Here is a 17,640-nt window from a genome sequence, read left to right as displayed (position 1 = left end):
TAACGCTTCACTCGAGGCGTTTTTCGTTATGTATAAATAAGGAGCACACCATGCAATATGCCATTGCAGGGTGGCCTGTTGCTGGCTGCCCTTCCGAATCTTTACTTGAACGAATCACCCGTAAATTACGTGACGGATGGAAACGCCTTATCGACATACTTAATCAGCCAGGAGTCCCAAAAAATGGATCAAACACTTATGGCTATCCAGACTAAATTCACTATCGCCACTTTTATTGGCGATGAAAAGATGTTTCGTGAGGCCGTCGACGCTTATAAAAAATGGATATTAATACTGAAACTGAGATCAAGCAAAAGCATTCACTAACCCCCTTTCCTGTTTTCCTAATCAGCCCGGCATTTCGCGGGCGATATTTTCACAGCTATTTCAGGAGTTCAGCCATGAACGCTTATTACATTCAGGATCGTCTTGAGGCTCAGAGCTGGACGCGTCACTACCAGCAGATCGCCCGTGAAGAGAAAGAGGCAGAACTGGCAGACGACATGGGAAAAGGTCTGCCCCAGCACCTGTTTGAATCACTCTGCATCGATCATTTGCAACGCCACGGGGCCAGCAAAAAAGCCATTACCCGTGCGTTTGATGACGATGTTGAGTTTCAGGAGCGCATGGCAGAACACATCCGGTACATGGTTGAAACCATTGCTCACCACCAGGTTGATATTGATTCAGAGGTATAAAGCGGATGAGTACAGCACTCGCAACGCTGGCAGGGAAGCTGGCTGAACGTGTCGGCATGGATTCTGTCGACCCACAGGAACTGATCACCACTCTTCGCCAGACGGCATTTAAAGGTGATGCCAGCGATGCGCAGTTCATCGCATTGTTGATCGTCGCCAACCAGTACGGCCTTAATCCGTGGACGAAAGAAATTTACGCCTTCCCTGATAAGCAGAACGGCATCGTTCCGGTGGTGGGCGTTGATGGCTGGTCCCGCATCATCAATGAAAACCAGCAGTTTGATGGCATGGACTTTGAGCAGGACAATGAATCCTGTACATGCCGGATTTACCGCAAAGACCGTAATCATCCGATCTGCGTTACCGAGTGGATGGATGAATGCCGCCGCGAACCATTCAAAACCCGCGAAGGCAGAGAAATCACCGGCCCGTGGCAGTCGCATCCCAAACGGATGTTACGGCATAAAGCCATGATTCAGTGTGCCCGTCTGGCCTTCGGATTTGCTGGTATCTATGACAAGGATGAAGCCGAGCGCATTGTCGAAAATACTGCATACACTGCAGAACGCCAGCCGGAACGCGACATCACTCCGGTTAACGATGAAACCATGCAGGAGATTAACACTCTGCTGATCGCCCTGGATAAAACATGGGATGACGACTTATTGCCGCTCTGTTCCCAGATATTTCGCCGCGACATTCGCGCATCGTCAGAACTGACACAGGCCGAAGCAGTGAAAGTTCTTGGATTCCTGAAACAGAAAGCCTCTGAGCAGAAGGTGGCTGCATGACACCGGACATTATCCTGCAGCGTACCGGAATCGACGTGAGAGCTGTCGAACAGGGGGATGATGCATGGCACAAATTACGGCTCGGCGTCATCACCGCTTCAGAAGTTCACAACGTGATAGCAAAGCCCCGCTCAGGAAAGAAGTGGCCTGACATGAAAATGTCCTACTTCCACACCCTGCTTGCCGAGGTTTGCACCGGTGTGGCTCCGGAAGTTAACGCTAAAGCACTGGCCTGGGGAAAACAGTACGAGAACGACGCCAGAACCCTGTTTGAGTTCACTTCCGGCGTGAATGTTATTGAATCCCCGATCATCTATCGCGACGAAAGTATGCGTACCGCCTGCTCTCCCGATGGTTTATGCAGTGACGGCAATGGCCTTGAGCTGAAATGCCCGTTTACCTCCCGGGATTTCATGAAGTTCCGGCTCGGTGGTTTCGAGGCCATAAAGTCGGCTTACATGGCCCAGGTGCAGTACAGCATGTGGGTGACACGAAAAGATGCCTGGTACTTTGCCAACTATGACCCACGTATGAAGCGTGAAGGACTGCATTATGTCGTGGTTGAGCGGGATGAAAAGTACATGGCGAGTTTTGACGAGATGGTGCCGGAGTTCATCGAAAAAATGGACGAGGCACTGGCTGAAATTGGTTTTGTATTTGGGGAGCAATGGCGATGAAGCATCCTCACGATAATATCCGGGTAGGTGCGATCACTTTCGTCTACTCCGTTACAAAGCGAGGCTGGGTATTTCCCGGCCTTTCTGTTATCAGAAATCCCCTGAAAGCACAGCGGCTGGCTGAGGAGATAAATAATAAACGGGGAGCTGTATGCACAAAGCATCTCCCGTTGAGTTAAGAACGAGTATCGAGATGGCACATAGCCTCGCTCAAATTGGAGTCAGGTTTGTGCCAATACCAGTAGAAACAGACGAAGAATTTCATACGTTAGCCGCATCCCTTTCACAAAAGCTGGAAATGATGGTGGCGAAAGCAGAAGCAGATGAGAGAGACCAGGTATGACAACCACTGAATGCATTTTTCTGGCAGCGGGCTTCATATTCTGTGTGCTTATGCTTGCCGACATGGGGCTTGTTCAATGACACCTCAGCAAGAAAACGCCCTTCGCAGCATTGCCCGTCAGGCTAATTCTGAAATCAAAAAAGCCAGACAGCAGTTTCCGGATAAAAACGTCGATGACATTTGCCGTAGCGTACTAAAGAAGCACCGCGAAACGGTAACGCTGATGGGATTCACACCGACTCATTTAAGCCTGGCGATCGGCATGTTAAACGGCGTCTTTAAGGAACGGTGAACATGAAAAGCAAAATCATCAGGGAGCTACAGGCTCCTTGAACCGCCCCGGGAATCCTGGAGACTAAACTCCCTGAGAAAGAGGTAAACAGGATGACTAAAAATACACGTTTTTCCCCCGAGGTCCGTCAACGGGCAGTCCGTATGGTTCTGGAAAGTCAGGGCGAATATGACTCACAATGGGCGGCAATTTGTTCCATTGCCCCAAAGATTGGCTGTACACCAGAGACTCTGCGTGTGTGGGTTCGTCAGCATGAGCGGGATACCGGGGGCGGTGATGGTGGACTCACCACCGCTGAACGTCAGCGTCTGAAAGAGCTGGAACGTGAAAATCGTGAACTGCGCCGCAGTAACGATATCCTTCGCCAGGCTTCCGCTTATTTTGCGAAGGCGGAGTTCGACCGCCTCTGGAAAAAATAATGCCACTGCTGGATAAGCTGCGTGAGCAGTACGGGGTCGGACCGGTATGCAGTGAGCTGCATATTGCCCCGTCAACGTATTACCACTGTCAGCAACAGCGACATCATCCTGATAAACGCAGTGCCCGTGCTCAGCGCGATGACTGGCTGAAGAGAGAGATACAGCGCGTATACGATGAAAATCATCAGGTGTACGGTGTGCGTAAAGTCTGGCGCCAGTTGTTACGCGAAGGTATCAGGGTGGCCAGATGTACAGTGGCGCGCCTCATGGCGGTTATGGGACTTGCCGGTGTTCTCCGGGGTAAAAAGGTCCGTACTACCGTCAGCCGGAAAGCCGTTTCCGCAGGCGACCGCGTAAACCGTCAGTTCGTGGCAGAACGTCCTGACCAGCTGTGGGTGGCTGATTTTACTTACGTCAGCACATGGCAGGGCTTCGTCTATGTGGCGTTCATCATTGATGTGTTTGCCGGATGTATCGTGGGGTGGCGAGTCTCATCGTCTATGGAAACGACATTCGTGCTGGATGCACTGGAGCAGGCGTTGTGGGCCCGTCGGCCGTCCGGCACAGTCCATCACAGTGATAAAGGTTCTCAGTATGTATCACTGGCCTATACGGAGCGACTAAAAGAAGCAAAACTGCTGGCATCAACAGGGAGTACAGGTGACTCGTATGACAACGCGATGGCGGAGAGCATCAATGGTCTTTACAAAGCGGAGGTAATACACCGTAAGAGCTGGAAAAACCGTGCAGAAGTGGAACTGGCCACACTCACGTGGGTGGACTGGTATAACAATCGACGATTGCTGGGAAGGCTGGGTCATATCCCTCCGGCAGAAGCAGAAAAAGCTTATTATGCTTCCATCAGAAACGATGATCTGGCAGCCTGAGTTCACAGATAAAACACTCTCCAGGAAAACCGGGGCGGTTCACCTTTTTTATTGTTCGCATTCATCCTCAAGCGTATTAACCAACAATTCAGGGATTAATGGAAGATGGCAGACATCATTGATTCAGCATCAGAAATCGAAGAATTACAGCGCAATACAGCAATAAAAATGCGTCGTCTGAACTACCAGACTGTATCCGCAACTCATTGTTGTGAGTGTGGCGATCCGATAGATGAGCGAAGACGCCTGGCTGTTCAGGGTTGTCGGACTTGTGCAAGTTGCCAGGAGGAGATCGAACTTAAGAACAAACAATGGGGACTGTGATGGCCTCAAAGCAGCAAATTTCAACATCGTCCAACTGAGGTGTAAAAATGTTCAGAATCATTTTTCCTAACACCTGGTACGTCGACCACCACGGCACTCCCTGCAAAATCCTGCGTTCTACCCACAACAAAGTTCACTACATCCGAAAAGGCAGAACATGTATCGCCAGCATGTTCCGCTTTAATCATGACTTTGAACCTGTGAATAAAGCTGATGCAGATCGGATAGCAGAAGAGATCGAAACGGCAGAACACATTAAGAAGTTACGTGACATGCGTTCAAAAAGCAGAGGTAACCATGGAATCATACAGCCTCACACTCGATGAGGCCTGTCAGTTTCTCAAGATATCCAGACCTACCGCTACCAACTGGATACGAACAGGCCGCCTACAGGCAACACGCAAAGACCCCACTAAACTAAAATCTCCTTACCTCACAACACGACAAGCCTGCATTGCGGCGCTTCAGTCTCCGCTGCATACTGTCCAGGTGAGCGCGGGTGATGGCATAACAGAGGAAAGAAAATGTCACTCTTCCGCAGAGGTGAAATATGGTACGCCAGTTTCACATTGCCGAACGGTAAAAGATTTAAACAGTCTCTTGGAACAAAGGACAAAAGGCAGGCGACAGAACTCCATGACAAGCTAAAGGCTGAAGCATGGCGGGTCAGCAAACTTGGTGAAATACCTGATATAACGTTCGAGGAAGCGTGTGTCAGGTGGCTTGAAGAGAAAGCACATAAAAAATCACTGGACGATGACAAAAGCCGGATCGGATTCTGGCTTCAACATTTCGCAGGAATGCAACTAAGAGACATTACTGAATCAAAAATTTATTCAGCAATGCAGAAAATGACGAACCGGCGTCATGAGGAAAACTGGAAACTCAGGGCAGAAGCATGCAGAAAAAAAGGGAAACCAGTTCCAGAATACACGCCAAAACCAGCGTCCGTTGCGACGAAGGCAACGCATCTTTCATTTATAAAGGCCCTGCTAAGAGCCGCAGAGCGTGAATGGAAAATGCTGGATAAGGCACCAATTATTAAAGTGCCTCAACCAAAGAATAAACGGATCCGCTGGCTGGAGCCTCATGAAGCACAAAGGCTGATTGATGAATGTCCGGAGCCATTAAAGTCTGTTGTTGAATTTGCACTTGCAACAGGCTTAAGACGCTCGAACATCATCAACCTTGAATGGCAACAAATAGACATGCAGCGCCGGGTGGCATGGATAAACCCGGAAGAGAGTAAATCAAACCGCGCAATTGGCGTTGCGCTGAATGATACTGCATGTCGCGTTTTGAAAAAACAAATCGGGAATCATCACCGTTGGGTATTTGTGTACAAGGAAAGCTGTACCAAACCAGACGGAACGAAAGCGCCAACAGTAAGGAAGATGCGGTATGACGCAAACACAGCCTGGAAAGCGGCGCTGAGACGGGCTGGTATTGATGATTTCAGATTTCACGACTTGAGACACACCTGGGCAAGTTGGCTGGTTCAAGCCGGAGTCCCGTTGTCAGTGTTACAGGAAATGGGAGGCTGGGAGTCTATCGAAATGGTTCGTCGATATGCTCACCTTGCACCTAATCACCTTACCGAACACGCACGGCAAATAGACTCGATCCTGAACCCATCGGTCCCAAATTTGTCCCAGTCAAAAAATAAGGAAGGTACTAATGATGTGTAACTTATTGATTTAAATGGTGCCGATAATAGGAGTCGAACCTACGACCTTCGCATTACGAATGCGCTGCTCTACCAACTGAGCTATATCGGCCCTGAAAGGACATGTTCACGAACGTGAATCACGGTGGACAAGGTTAAAACTAACCGGGCGATGCGTCAATGGCCTTGTGAATCAAATGGCTACTTTTGCATCACCCGGTTTTATTTATGCACGAATGGTGTAATCACCAATGCCGATCCACTTGTAGGTGGTCAGAGCTTCCAGCCCCATTGGGCCGCGCGCGTGGAGTTTTTGTGTGCTTACCGCAACTTCCGCCCCCAGACCAAACTGGCCGCCGTCGGTAAAACGCGTAGAGGCGTTAACGTAAACAGCGGAGGAATCCACTTCGTTAACAAAACGCTGGGCGTTGCGCATATCGCGGGTCAGGATCGCATCGGAATGTTGCGTGCCGTGTTCACGAATATGGGCGATGGCATCGTCAAGATCGCTGACGATTTTAACGTTCAAGTCTAATGACAGGAACTCATCGTCATACTCTTCGGCTTTAACAGCCACCACCTTCGCTGGGCCTGCCTGCAACTGCGCCAGCGCAGTTGCGTCAGCGTGTAATGTCACGCCGCTTTCCGCCATTTGCTTGCTTAATGCGGGCAGGAAGCTATCTGCGATGTTTTTATTTACCAGCAACGTTTCTACCGTATTACACGTGCTCGGGCGCTGAGTTTTCGCGTTGACAATCACTTTCAATGCTTCAGCGATCTCTGCACTTTCATCAACGTAAATATGGCATACGCCTATACCACCTGTGATTACCGGAATCGTCGACTGCTCGCGGCACAGTTTATGCAACCCAGCCCCGCCGCGTGGGATCAGCATGTCGATGTATTTATCCATACGCAGCATTTCACTGACCAGCGCACGGTCAGGATTATCAATCGCCTGCACGGCACCCGCCGGTAAGCCACAGGATTTCAGGGCGTCCTGAATCACCGCCACCGTTGCCGCGTTAGTGCGACACGTTTCTTTGCCGCCGCGCAGGATCACCGCGTTACCTGTTTTCAGGCACAGCGAAGCAACATCTACCGTCACGTTCGGGCGCGCTTCATAAATCACGCCAATCACCCCCAGCGGCACGCGACGGCGTTCCAGACGCAGGCCGCTGTCCAGCACCCCGCCATCAATTACCTGCCCCACTGGATCGGCGAGGTTACACACCTGGCGCACATCATCGGCAATGCTTTTCAGCCGTGCGGGCGTCAGTGCCAGGCGGTCAAGCATCGCTTCGCTAAGGCCATTGGCACGCGCGTCAGCAACATCCTGGGCGTTAGCATTGAGGATGCTTTCGCTTTGTGCTTCCAGTTCATCGGCGATTTTTTCCAGCACGCGATTTTTTTCGCGGCTGGAGAGTTGCGCTAATTTATACGAGGCTTGCTTCGCGGCAATGCCCATTTGTTCCAGCATCGGCCTGCTCCTTAACGGGTAATCATATCATCACGGTGAACGGCAACCGGGCCGTATTCATATCCCAGTATTGCATCAATTTCTTGCGAGTGGTGTCCGGCAATACGGCGTAATGCATCGCTGTTGTAACGACTAACGCCGTGGGCGATATCGCGACCTTCGAGGTTGCAAATGCGGATGACTTCACCACGCGAGAAATTGCCAGTCACGCTTTTAATGCCTTTCGGCAACAGGGAGCTGCCGCGTTCAAGAATGGCGGCGGTTGCCCCTTCATCTACCGTGATTTCACCCGCAGGCGGCGCACCGAAAATCCAACGTTTGCGGTTTTCAAGCGGAGTCGCCTGGGCATGGAACAGCGTACCGACGGAAATACCTTCCATCACATCACCAATGACACCCGGCTTACTGCCCGCGGCAATAATGGTGTCGATACCCGCACGGCAAGCCACGTCCGCGGCCTGCAATTTAGTGCTCATGCCGCCGGTTCCAAGACCTGAAACGCTGTCACCAGCAATCGCGCGCAGAGCGTCATCAATGCCGTACACATCTTTAATCAGTTCTGCCTGCGGATTGCTACGCGGATCAGCGGTATACAAACCTTTTTGATCGGTCAGCAACAACAGTTTATCGGCACCCGCCAGAATCGCCGCCAGCGCCGAAAGGTTATCGTTATCGCCGACTTTAATCTCTGCAGTAGCGACAGCATCGTTCTCATTGATTACCGGAACGATGTTGTTATCGAGCAGCGCACGCAAGGTGTCGCGGGCGTTCAGGAAGCGTTCACGGTCTTCCATATCAGCACGAGTTAGCAGCATCTGCCCGACGTGAATGCCATAAATCGAAAACAGCTGTTCCCACAGTTGAATCAGTCGACTCTGCCCTACCGCCGCCAGAAGTTGTTTCGAGGCAATAGTCGCTGGCAGTTCCGGGTAACCCAGGTGCTCACGTCCGGCGGCAATCGCCCCCGACGTCACAATTACAATCCGATGCCCGGCGGCATGTAGCTGCGCGCACTGGCGAACAAGTTCAACGATATGGGCACGGTTCAGGCGGCGCGATCCGCCTGTTAGCACACTGGTGCCGAGTTTTACCACCAGCGTCTGGCTGTCACTCATGATTCTCTGCCATTCAATTTTAGGGAAAATGATATCAAACGAACGTTTTAGCAGGACTGTCGCCGGTTGCCAACCATCTGCAAGCAAAGCATGGCGTTTTGTTGCGCGGGATCAGCAAGCGTAGCGGCAGTTGTTTACGCTTTTATTACAGATTTAATAAATTACCACATTTTAAGAATATCATTAATCTGTAATATATCTTTAACAATCTCAGGTTAAAAACTTTCCTGTTTTCAACGGGACACTCCCGCTGAATATTCGCGCGTTAATTAAAATCAGGAATGAAAATGAAAAAGAGCACTCTGGCATTAGTGGTGATGGGCATTGTGGCATCGGCATCCGTACAGGCCGCAGAAATATATAACAAAGACGGTAATAAACTGGATATCTATGGCAAAGTTAAAGCCATGCATTATATGAGCGATAATGACAGTAAAGATGGCGACCAAAGTTATATCCGTTTTGGTTTTAAAGGCGAAACACAAATTAACGATCAACTGACCGGTTATGGTCGCTGGGAAGCAGAGTTTGCCGGAAATAAAGCAGAGAGTGATACTGCTCAGCAAAAAACGCGTCTTGCCTTTGCCGGGTTGAAATATAAAGATTTGGGTTCTTTCGACTATGGTCGTAACCTGGGGGCGCTGTATGACGTGGAAGCCTGGACCGATATGTTCCCGGAATTCGGCGGCGATTCCTCCGCGCAGACCGACAACTTTATGACCAAACGCGCCAGCGGACTGGCAACGTATCGGAACACCGACTTCTTCGGCGTTATCGATGGTCTGAACTTAACCCTGCAATATCAAGGAAAAAACGAAAACCGCGACGTTAAAAAGCAAAACGGTGATGGCTTCGGCACGTCATTGACATATGACTTTGGCGGCAGCGATTTTGCCATTAGTGGGGCCTATACCAACTCCGATCGCACCAACGAGCAGAACCTGCAAAGCCGTGGCACGGGCAAGCGTGCAGAAGCATGGGCAACAGGCCTGAAATACGATGCCAATAATATTTACCTGGCAACTTTCTATTCTGAAACGCGTAAAATGACGCCAATCTCTGGCGGCTTTGCCAATAAGACGCAGAACTTTGAAGCAGTCGCTCAATACCAATTCGACTTTGGCCTGCGTCCATCGCTGGGTTATGTCTTATCGAAAGGGAAAGATATTGAGGGCATCGGTGATGAGGATCTGGTCAATTATATTGATGTCGGTGCTACATATTATTTCAACAAAAATATGTCAGCGTTTGTTGATTATAAAATCAACCAACTGGACAGCGATAACAAATTAAATATTAATAATGATGATATTGTCGCGGTTGGGATAACCTATCAGTTTTAATGGAGATTGCCGGATGCGGCGCATCCGGCACTTTTCACTCACGCGGTTAACTTCACCGGTTCATCACGAAAATCATCCGCCGGTTCCAGCTTCAGATTCAGTGTCGTCAGCAGTTCACGCAGCTTCTCATGAAACTCACGCAGGGTATGTTCCAGTCGCTCAACCACTTCGGCATCTTTTACCGGAACGTTCTTCCAGTCGCCTGCTTTATCGAACAGACCAAACTGGTAACTGTAAGTAAAACGGGATTCCTGCGCTTCAAGCTCCATCCACCAACCCCAGAACTCACGCACTTCCGGCGCTGGTTTCACGTTGACGCATACAGCCAGACAATCGAAAAAGAATCGATTATCTTCGCACTTACCTTCACGAATATAGGGGCCTAGTGCGGTAAATTTTTTGATCAATCTGCTCTTCGGGTGTCCACTCGGTAACGTCATTGCGATCTCCTGTTGTGATGCACCTGTTTTACCAAACTGGTAAAATTTAGCAAATTTTTAACACAATCGTTTTTCGATCCAGCTCGTGATTTCCTGAAGACCTTTGTCAAAATTCCGATACACCGGATTAAACGGAATCTCTAACAATTTACCATCAGCAGATGATGAGGTGATTAAGCGTGAGTCCTCTTCCGGGCTGAACGGATCGTTCTTCCAGTAGCCTGATAACATTGGCGTTGGGCAGCGACGGCCCAGCAATCCTTGCACTTTTAATGAATAACGATTCAGTTCCACACGCAACGCTTCATCGGAAGCATCATGCATCCCCAAACGACTCGCCAGAACGTCAAGATACATTTCCGGCACCTGTTGCTGGCACTTAAAATCACTCAACAGGGTATGAACTACCGGACCAAGACAGGCAACCGCTTTCAGACGCGGCGATTCAAGATATGCCAGACGCACAGCAACGTTAGAGCCAAAACGGAAACCAAAGGCCGCGACACGGGTGTGATCCACCCACGGGACGTTAGGCAGCGCCTTTAAGACGTGCTGATGCAACAGGCTGGAGTCCTGGGTGAGCTTCCATTTTGAAGAAAAGCCCACCGACGGCATATCAATAGTCAGCATCGCAATGCCGCGCGGGGCAAAATAACGTTCATACAGACTGTAATAATCCGTCTGCATCGCATCCAGACCACCACACATTAATACCGTCGGGAACGGGCCATCGCCTTTCGGCATATGCAAAAAGCCGGTGATGGGCGCACCGCCTGGTACGGTAAACTCCATCTGCCGCATCGTGCCCGGCAGACGTTGGGCGGCCTCTTCATAGGCACGGTTTGACAAAGCCTGCGCTTGCTCGGCCAGGTCATCCCCTTTCAGATGAGGATAGGCGGCAATGTTGTACAACGTGGCCGCATGCAGCCAGTGACGACCACTGAGTTGTGGATCTTCTTCCGCACAAGCTTTTTGTTGCCACACCATCGCCTGGGTGGCCCATTCATAAATCCAGTTGCCGCCGCGGTAGCCAATCACCGTATCGTATAAATCATCGTCGGTACGTTCAGCATCGCTCATCACAATACGCGCCTGAACGTCGAGGATTTCACGTGGGTCAATGCCGCGCCAGATCCACATCAGACGGTTTATCATGCGATACCAGTGGGGGATGGTTTTACCATCAAGGGCCGACTGCACAGGCGGTTGTGCGCCGTGATTAAAGCGGCGGACTAGCGTCGAGGTTTCAGGATGTTTAAAGCGGGGTTTGAACAGGGTTTCGCTCAGGTTTGCCTGTGTCATGGATGCAGCCTCCAGAATACTTACTGGAAACTATTGTAACCTGCCTGAAGTTAAAAAGAACAACGCCCGGCAGTGCCAGGCGTTGAAAAGATTAGCGCCCGGAGATTGGCGGGACGAATACGACGCCCATATCCCACGGTTGTTCAATCCAGGTATCTTGTGGGATATCAACAACATAATCATCAACCAGCGGACGACCTGCCGGTTTAGCGAAGATGGTGACAAAGTGCGCTTTTGGATACATTTCACGAATCGCAACCGCAGTACCGCCGGTATCCACCAGATCATCAATAACGATGAAGCCTTCGCCATCGCCTTCTGCGCGTTTCAGCACTTTAAGCTCGCGCTGGTTGTCGTGATCGTAGCTGGAAATACAAACGGTATCGACATGACGAATACCCAGTTCACGCGCCAGTAACGCACCCGGTACCAGACCGCCACGGCTTACGGCAATAATGCCTTTCCATTGTTCAGAAGGCATCAGTCGGCTTGCGAGTTTACGTGCATGGATCTGCAACATGTCCCAGGTGACGATGTATTTTTCGCTCATGTGAAGTGTCCCAGCCTGTTTATCTACGGCTTAAAAAGTGTTCGAGGGGAAAATAGGTTGCGCGAGATTATAGAGATCTGACGCACTAAAAACCAGTATTTCACATGAGTCCGCGTCTTTTTACGCACAGCCTCTCCCTGACGCGGGATAAAGTGGTATTCTCAAACATATCTCGCAAGCCTGTCTTGTGTTGACAACATTTTCTGCTAACCCTGTGACCTGCAATACTGTTTTGCGGGTGATCGACAAGGAGACTTAACGTGTCTGAACTGTCTCAATTATCTCCACAGCCGCTGTGGGATATTTTTGCCAAAATCTGTTCTATTCCTCACCCGTCCTATCATGAAGAGCAACTCGCTGAATACATTGTTGGTTGGGCAAAAGAGAAAGGTTTCCATGTCGAACGCGATCAGGTGGGTAATATCCTGATTCGTAAACCTGCTACCGCAGGTATGGAAAATCGTAAACCAGTCGTCTTGCAGGCCCACCTCGATATGGTGCCGCAGAAAAATAACGATACCGTGCACGATTTCACTAAAGATCCTATCCAGCCTTATATTGATGGCGAATGGGTTAAAGCGCGCGGTACCACGCTGGGTGCGGATAACGGCATTGGTATGGCCTCTGCACTGGCGGTTCTGGCTGACGAAAACGTGGTTCACGGCCCGCTGGAAGTGCTGCTAACCATGACCGAAGAAGCCGGTATGGACGGGGCGTTCGGCTTACAGAGCAACTGGTTGCAGGCTGACATTCTGATTAACACCGACTCCGAAGAAGAAGGTGAAATCTACATGGGTTGTGCTGGGGGTATCGACTTCACCTCCAACCTGCATTTAGATCGTGAAGCGGTTCCAGCTGGTTTTGAAACCTTCAAGTTAACCTTAAAAGGTCTGAAAGGCGGTCACTCCGGCGGTGAAATCCACGTTGGCCTGGGTAATGCCAACAAACTGCTGGTGCGCTTCCTGGCGGGTCATGCGGAAGAGCTGGACCTGCGCCTTATCGATTTCAACGGTGGCACACTGCGTAACGCCATCCCGCGTGAAGCCTTTGCGACCATCGCTGTCGCAGCTGATAAAGTCGACGCCCTGAAAACGCTGGTGAATACCTATCAGGAGATCCTGAAAAACGAGCTGGCAGAGAAAGAGAAAAATCTGGCATTGCTGCTGGACTCTGTTGCGAACGATAAAGCTGCCCTGATTGCGAAATCTCGCGATACCTTTATTCGTCTGCTGAACGCCACCCCGAACGGTGTGATCCGCAACTCCGACGTGGCAAAAGGCGTGGTTGAAACCTCACTGAACGTCGGTGTCGTGACCATGACCGACAACAACGTAGAAATTCACTGCCTGATCCGTTCTCTGATCGACAGCGGTAAAGACTACGTGGTGAGCATGCTGGATTCGCTGGGTAAACTGGCAGGCGCGAAAACCGAAGCGAAAGGCGCATATCCTGGCTGGCAGCCGGACGCTAACTCTCCGGTGATGCATCTGGTACGTGAAACCTATCAGCGTCTGTTCAACAAGACGCCGAACATCCAGATTATTCACGCGGGTCTGGAATGTGGCCTGTTTAAAAAGCCGTATCCGGAAATGGACATGGTTTCTATCGGGCCAACCATCACCGGTCCACACTCTCCGGATGAGCAAGTTCACATCGAAAGCGTAGGCCATTACTGGACACTGCTGACAGAACTGCTGAAAGAAATTCCGGCGAAGTAATTTTTTGATTTGCTGCCGGATGGCGTTTGATCGCCTTCCGGCAGTTTCATCCTTTCTTATCCTTCGATAAAAGCCATCCCTGTAAACGTCCGTCGCGGGTTGCCACGTTCAATCTGGTGATGGAACATTCGCCGCTGCGATTTCAGCGCCGCGCTATTTTCCTGTTGCTGTTGCTCCAGCTTCCAGGCAATCAGCAATCGCGCCAGCCGTTTGTTGGCATGTTGGCTGCGCTCTGACTGAACCTTCACGCTAATCCCGGATGCCAGATGCGTGGCGCGTACCGCCGAGTCGGTTTTATTGACATGTTGACCGCCCGGCCCCGACGAACGCAGCGTCTCATAATGGATCGCATCGGATTGCTCCTGCTCATCTGCAGTAAAACGCCCAATGCCCAGAAACCAGTTTTTGCGCCCATGATGAGGGCGATACGGACTCGGACAAATCCACTGGATAGTGCCACACCAGCTTTCGCTTAGTGCCCATGCGTTGTCGCCATCAAGTGAAACCAGCGCCGAACGCAGTGTGTCAGAGTAGCGACCCGTTTCTGTTTCCAGCACCGTTACCGCGACGTCTTGTCGGGCAGCTTCTTTAATCAGCCTGTCCAGTGCCTTTTTCACTGCGAGACAACATTCTTCCGGCCCCTGAGCTGAGGAGAGTTGTAGCAAGATCATCCTTTTTTCCCTCCACTGTTTTTGAGCGTCAGCACCGGACGCAGTCGCGCGACAGGAATAATTAAACCGGCCTGCACCAGACATTGCACCACACTTTCAGCCGATTTATAGGCTTGTGGCGCTTCTTCAAAGATGAGTTGTTTATCGCGACAAATTACCCGACTGCCAAGTTCAGTACGTGAGAGTTGCGTCGCCGTGTATTTCGCTGCCAGACGCCCTTTACACTCGGTGCGCCCCCATTTACGCCCTGCCCCATGCGCCAGTGAGTGAAGCGTTTTTTCGTTCGCAACAGGTTTAACCAGCCAGGAGTAATCACCGCGTGAACCGGGAATAATCACCAGACCGTTGTCATCCGGCGTAGCCCCTTTACGGTGTAACCATCCTTGTTGATCGCCGATTCGACATGCGCTAACAAAGTTATGCGCCACATCCAGAACCGAATTTCCGTTGGCCTTAACTTGTTGCATTATGCGCAAAGCGATCAGCTGGCGATTAATACGCGCAAACGCCAGCGCATCATCATGTTCCGCAATATAACTTAGCGCGTCGTCACTGCCTTCCGGCAAACCATGATGCGAAAACGAGGCAATATGCCGCTGTAAAATAGACTGCCCTAAACCACGCGAGCCGCTATGGACCAGCAGTTGCAGATGCTGCGCATCCAGACCTGACAGTGCAAACAGTTCCGCGTCGATGATTTGATCAATCTGTTGCAGTTCTGCAAAGTGGTTACCGCCACCGATAGAGCCAAGCGCGCAGCGCCACGGATGCTGTGCAAACGCTGACGGCAGGTTTTCCTCCAGCCAGCTTTCTTCAGCAACGTCATCCAGCGCAGATAATCGCTTTTCAAACTTATCGGCGTTGTATTTACGCGCGAGAATATCTGTTTGCCATAGCGCCATACCGCAGCCGATATCATTGCCGACCAGTGCCGGGTAAAAACGGCCTACGGAGAAGAACGCTGCGCCAATCGGATAGCCGCGTCCGGGGTGCAAATCTGGCATCCCCACTACGCGCTGCATGTTGGGTAAATTTGCCGTGGTGTGTAATTGTTGGATCGCTGAACTCTCGATCCACAGGTCATCAGATGCGATGGTAAATACCGCATCGGATAAGGGACGAATATATTTGCCCATGTATCATTCCATTTATACTCGTCATACTTCAAGTTGCATGTACTGCGACTCGAATTATTTAGAGTATATAAATATAAAAATCAGGAAATGGCAGACGAATCCAGGGCAAGAAAAAAAGAATTAATCCTGGAAAGGTCTGCAAAGAGTCATTGATAAAGGATTTTTCATGATTTACCTCCTTGCAGTTTGTGGAATAAGAAAACGCGCACATATTAGGCGGGCGTTATTTTCATTGCAAGCTGGATTTAATGTTGCGGTTTATATCGCATATGAAAATTAGTAAACCACGCTCCCCGGCATTCAACGCGTTGCTGCTTAACTGTCTGAAAACCATAACGTTCAAAAAAGGGTTTTGCGGTTATGCTGGCGTCCACCGTAAGTTCGGATTCAGACTTAATCAAAGGTTTTAACAAAGCGCTGGCAACCCCACGGCGAGTATATTCAGGGTCAACAAATAACATATCGATATAATGTTCAATGCGGGAAATAAAACCAACCGGTTGTGCATTAATCACAGCAACTCGCACTTGTGATTTCGCGAGTTGCTCTTTCCAGCGAGATTCGTCAATCTGCGCCCAGGCGGCAATTTGTTGTGGTGAATAATGCTGACTGGCGGTCATCGTAACCGCTCTAATGAAAATAGCGCATAGTTGCTGAAAATCGCAAGGCTGATAGTTTCTTATTTGTATGTTATTCATAATCCCAGCACCAGTTGTCTTTCCATTTGCGGATCCAGCAACGTCACATGCAGCCCCACCAGCCGCACACCGCGCCCGCCACGGCGTTCATCCCAGGTTTTACGCGCAGTGGCGATCAAGTCAGCTTTATTCAGCCGCGGCCAGACGTGTTCCTGGGTGGTTTGCTGAAAATCGTCGAACTTTAATTTCACCCCCTGGCGGGCAATCAGTAAATCAGGTTTTACCTTTGCCAGACGACGTTCAAGTTCCGGGTACAACCGCTCGATGATCGCTTCACATTCAGACCAGTGATGAATATCTTCCGCCATGGTGCGTTCTACACCGACGGATTTTCGCAACCTTTCGCTGTTAACGTCGCGCTCGTCAATGCCCTGGCTACGCTCCCACAAAATGCGGCCAAATTTGCCAAAGCGTTTAAGCAACGTCACCAGATCACACTTTTGTACATCGCCACAGGTTCGTAGCCCCATCGCTTCCAGTTTTGCCGCCGAGACTTTGCCGACACCGGGAATTTTTGCCAGCGGTAAGGTTTGCAGAAATGCCGGAACTTCTGCCGGCGTAATCACAAACTGACCGTTGGGTTTATTCATGTCTGAGGCGATTTTGGCGAGAAACTTGACCGGCGCAACGCCCGCAGACGCCGTCAGTTGCAGCTCGTTGAAGATCGTCTGGCGGATTTCCTGAGCGATAAGGGTCGCAGAGCCGTGGCAATGGACACTATCGGTGACGTCGAGATAGGCTTCATCCAGTGACAGCGGCTCAATACGCGATGTGTAGCGAGAGAAGATTTCGCGGATATGATTTGACGCTTCTTTGTAGGCGTCAAAGCGCCCTGGAAGCAAGGTGAGATGCGGACACAGTTTGAGCGCCATGCCGGTTGGCATTGCGCTACGCACGCCAAATTTACGCGCGGGATAATTGGCGGTGCTGATCACCCCCCGGCGTTCGCGGCTGCCGCCAATAGCAATAGGGATATCGCGCAGGGCGGGATTGTCGCGCATCTCCACCGCGGCGAAAAAGCAGTCCATATCCACATGAATGATTTTACGCATTGCTCACCTCTCAATACTGGTAAAGTATACAGTGATTT

At 50.5% G+C, this 17,640-nt stretch carries 24 protein-coding genes, 1 tRNA gene and 1 other annotated feature; of the genes, 15 read left to right on the top strand and 10 right to left on the bottom strand.

Going from position 1 to position 17,640, the window contains the following annotated elements; all coding sequences use genetic code 11:
- Positions 1–50: 50 nt before the first annotated feature.
- From QUE34_RS01480 to QUE34_RS01420, 13 genes are all read left to right on the top strand, one after another.
- Positions 51–215 (top strand): protease FtsH-inhibitory lysogeny factor CIII, encoded by a 165-nt coding sequence (locus tag QUE34_RS01480; protein WP_001198861.1) that lies wholly within the window; start codon positions 51–53, stop codon positions 213–215.
- On the top strand, positions 184–327 hold the full coding sequence (gene kil, locus QUE34_RS01475) for a host cell division inhibitory peptide Kil (protein WP_000372937.1): 144 nt from the start codon (positions 184–186) through the stop codon (positions 325–327). Before QUE34_RS01480 ends, kil begins: the two co-directional genes overlap by 32 nt.
- Before the next feature lie 74 nt (positions 328–401).
- Complete coding sequence (locus QUE34_RS01470) at positions 402–698, top strand: host-nuclease inhibitor Gam family protein (protein ID WP_000995486.1); 297 nt, start codon at positions 402–404, stop codon at positions 696–698.
- 5 nt (positions 699–703) lie between these two features.
- Positions 704–1,489 carry a phage recombination protein Bet gene (bet, locus tag QUE34_RS01465; RefSeq protein ID WP_001302855.1) on the top strand — a complete coding sequence of 262 codons (786 nt, stop codon included), beginning with the start codon at positions 704–706 and terminating at the stop codon, positions 1,487–1,489.
- On the top strand, positions 1,486–2,166 hold the full coding sequence (locus QUE34_RS01460) for a lambda exonuclease family protein (protein ID WP_000186812.1): 681 nt from the start codon (positions 1,486–1,488) through the stop codon (positions 2,164–2,166). The genes bet and QUE34_RS01460 overlap by 4 nt, the downstream gene beginning before the upstream one ends.
- Positions 2,163–2,345: a DUF1317 domain-containing protein gene (locus QUE34_RS01455; protein ID WP_000682306.1), complete on the top strand. Its 183-nt coding sequence runs from the start codon at positions 2,163–2,165 to the stop codon at positions 2,343–2,345. The genes QUE34_RS01460 and QUE34_RS01455 overlap by 4 nt, the downstream gene beginning before the upstream one ends.
- Positions 2,318–2,509 (top strand): DUF1382 family protein, encoded by a 192-nt coding sequence (locus QUE34_RS01450; RefSeq protein ID WP_000548531.1) that lies wholly within the window; start codon positions 2,318–2,320, stop codon positions 2,507–2,509. The genes QUE34_RS01455 and QUE34_RS01450 overlap by 28 nt, the downstream gene beginning before the upstream one ends.
- A 76-nt stretch (positions 2,510–2,585) precedes the next feature.
- Positions 2,586–2,801 carry a hypothetical protein gene (locus QUE34_RS01445; protein ID WP_000188870.1) on the top strand — a complete coding sequence of 72 codons (216 nt, stop codon included), beginning with the start codon at positions 2,586–2,588 and terminating at the stop codon, positions 2,799–2,801.
- Positions 2,802–2,893: 92 nt separating this feature from the next.
- A protein-coding gene (locus QUE34_RS01440) for an IS3 family transposase (protein WP_394295875.1) occupies positions 2,894–4,107 on the top strand; the annotation gives its coding sequence in 2 pieces (ribosomal slippage) (positions 2,894–3,182 and positions 3,182–4,107; 1,215 coding nt in all).
- Positions 3,175–3,291, top strand: a sequence feature (AL1L pseudoknot). Its footprint overlaps the gene before it by 117 nt.
- A 105-nt stretch (positions 4,108–4,212) precedes the next feature.
- Positions 4,213–4,431 (top strand): TraR/DksA family transcriptional regulator, encoded by a 219-nt coding sequence (locus tag QUE34_RS01435; protein ID WP_000763385.1) that lies wholly within the window; start codon positions 4,213–4,215, stop codon positions 4,429–4,431.
- A gap of 47 nt (positions 4,432–4,478) precedes the next feature.
- Positions 4,479–4,757, top strand: coding sequence for a DUF4222 domain-containing protein (locus QUE34_RS01430; RefSeq protein WP_000488407.1), 279 nt, complete (start codon positions 4,479–4,481; stop codon positions 4,755–4,757).
- The gene (locus tag QUE34_RS01425) at positions 4,729–5,079 is read left to right on the top strand and encodes a helix-turn-helix domain-containing protein (protein ID WP_071784265.1); all 351 of its coding nucleotides are present in this window, start codon (positions 4,729–4,731) and stop codon (positions 5,077–5,079) included. The genes QUE34_RS01430 and QUE34_RS01425 overlap by 29 nt, the downstream gene beginning before the upstream one ends.
- Positions 5,001–6,119, top strand: a complete 1,119-nt coding sequence (locus tag QUE34_RS01420) for a tyrosine-type recombinase/integrase (RefSeq protein ID WP_001132557.1) — start codon at positions 5,001–5,003, stop codon at positions 6,117–6,119. The genes QUE34_RS01425 and QUE34_RS01420 overlap by 79 nt, the downstream gene beginning before the upstream one ends.
- Before the next feature lie 14 nt (positions 6,120–6,133).
- Here the strand turns inward: QUE34_RS01420 and QUE34_RS01415 are convergent.
- The 3 genes from QUE34_RS01415 to proB all read right to left on the bottom strand — a co-directional run bounded on the left by QUE34_RS01415 (position 6,134) and on the right by proB (position 8,692).
- A tRNA-Thr gene (locus QUE34_RS01415) sits at positions 6,134–6,209 on the bottom strand.
- Between the two features lie 114 nt (positions 6,210–6,323).
- A complete protein-coding gene (gene proA / locus QUE34_RS01410; protein WP_032302484.1) occupies positions 6,324–7,577 on the bottom strand; it encodes a glutamate-5-semialdehyde dehydrogenase in 1,254 nt (417 codons plus the stop codon).
- Between the two features lie 11 nt (positions 7,578–7,588).
- Positions 7,589–8,692 carry a glutamate 5-kinase gene (proB, locus tag QUE34_RS01405; RefSeq protein ID WP_001285288.1) on the bottom strand — a complete coding sequence of 368 codons (1,104 nt, stop codon included), beginning with the start codon at positions 8,690–8,692 and terminating at the stop codon, positions 7,589–7,591.
- A gap of 287 nt (positions 8,693–8,979) precedes the next feature.
- Between proB and phoE the strand changes: the two genes are divergently transcribed.
- The gene (gene phoE / locus QUE34_RS01400) at positions 8,980–10,035 is read left to right on the top strand and encodes a phosphoporin PhoE (RefSeq protein ID WP_032302482.1); all 1,056 of its coding nucleotides are present in this window, start codon (positions 8,980–8,982) and stop codon (positions 10,033–10,035) included.
- Positions 10,036–10,073: 38 nt separating this feature from the next.
- Here phoE and crl read toward each other — a convergent pair whose 3' ends face one another.
- The 3 genes from crl to gpt all read right to left on the bottom strand — a co-directional run bounded on the left by crl (position 10,074) and on the right by gpt (position 12,327).
- Complete coding sequence (crl, locus tag QUE34_RS01395) at positions 10,074–10,475, bottom strand: sigma factor-binding protein Crl (RefSeq protein ID WP_000174675.1); 402 nt, start codon at positions 10,473–10,475, stop codon at positions 10,074–10,076.
- A 57-nt stretch (positions 10,476–10,532) separates the two neighbouring features.
- Positions 10,533–11,777 (bottom strand): esterase FrsA, encoded by a 1,245-nt coding sequence (gene frsA, locus QUE34_RS01390; RefSeq protein WP_032302481.1) that lies wholly within the window; start codon positions 11,775–11,777, stop codon positions 10,533–10,535.
- 91 nt (positions 11,778–11,868) lie between these two features.
- On the bottom strand, positions 11,869–12,327 hold the full coding sequence (gene gpt / locus QUE34_RS01385; RefSeq protein WP_001291990.1) for a xanthine phosphoribosyltransferase: 459 nt from the start codon (positions 12,325–12,327) through the stop codon (positions 11,869–11,871).
- Positions 12,328–12,587: 260 nt separating this feature from the next.
- Between gpt and pepD the strand changes: the two genes are divergently transcribed.
- Positions 12,588–14,045 carry a cytosol nonspecific dipeptidase gene (pepD, locus tag QUE34_RS01380; protein WP_032302480.1) on the top strand — a complete coding sequence of 486 codons (1,458 nt, stop codon included), beginning with the start codon at positions 12,588–12,590 and terminating at the stop codon, positions 14,043–14,045.
- Between the two features lie 56 nt (positions 14,046–14,101).
- On the opposite strand, the gene prfH is transcribed toward pepD, so the two are convergent.
- From prfH to dinB, 4 genes are all read right to left on the bottom strand, one after another.
- Positions 14,102–14,716 (bottom strand): peptide chain release factor H, encoded by a 615-nt coding sequence (gene prfH, locus QUE34_RS01375; RefSeq protein WP_032183297.1) that lies wholly within the window; start codon positions 14,714–14,716, stop codon positions 14,102–14,104.
- Complete coding sequence (locus QUE34_RS01370; protein WP_032302477.1) at positions 14,713–15,852, bottom strand: RNA ligase RtcB family protein; 1,140 nt, start codon at positions 15,850–15,852, stop codon at positions 14,713–14,715. Before QUE34_RS01370 ends, prfH begins: the two co-directional genes overlap by 4 nt.
- A gap of 245 nt (positions 15,853–16,097) precedes the next feature.
- Entirely contained in the window at positions 16,098–16,550 is a 453-nt protein-coding gene (locus tag QUE34_RS01365) for a GNAT family N-acetyltransferase (RefSeq protein ID WP_072000924.1), read from the bottom strand.
- Positions 16,547–17,602 (bottom strand): DNA polymerase IV, encoded by a 1,056-nt coding sequence (dinB, locus tag QUE34_RS01360; protein ID WP_001226166.1) that lies wholly within the window; start codon positions 17,600–17,602, stop codon positions 16,547–16,549. Before dinB ends, QUE34_RS01365 begins: the two co-directional genes overlap by 4 nt.
- Positions 17,603–17,640 lie beyond the last annotated feature (38 nt).

The sequence above is a fragment of the Escherichia sp. KS167_9B genome (assembly GCF_030295215.1).
In the GTDB taxonomy this organism is placed as follows: Bacteria; Pseudomonadota; Gammaproteobacteria; order Enterobacterales; family Enterobacteriaceae; genus Escherichia; species Escherichia coli_F.
Note: the sequence above shows the minus strand (reverse complement) of the source record. Positions and strands in the feature narration are given on the sequence as shown.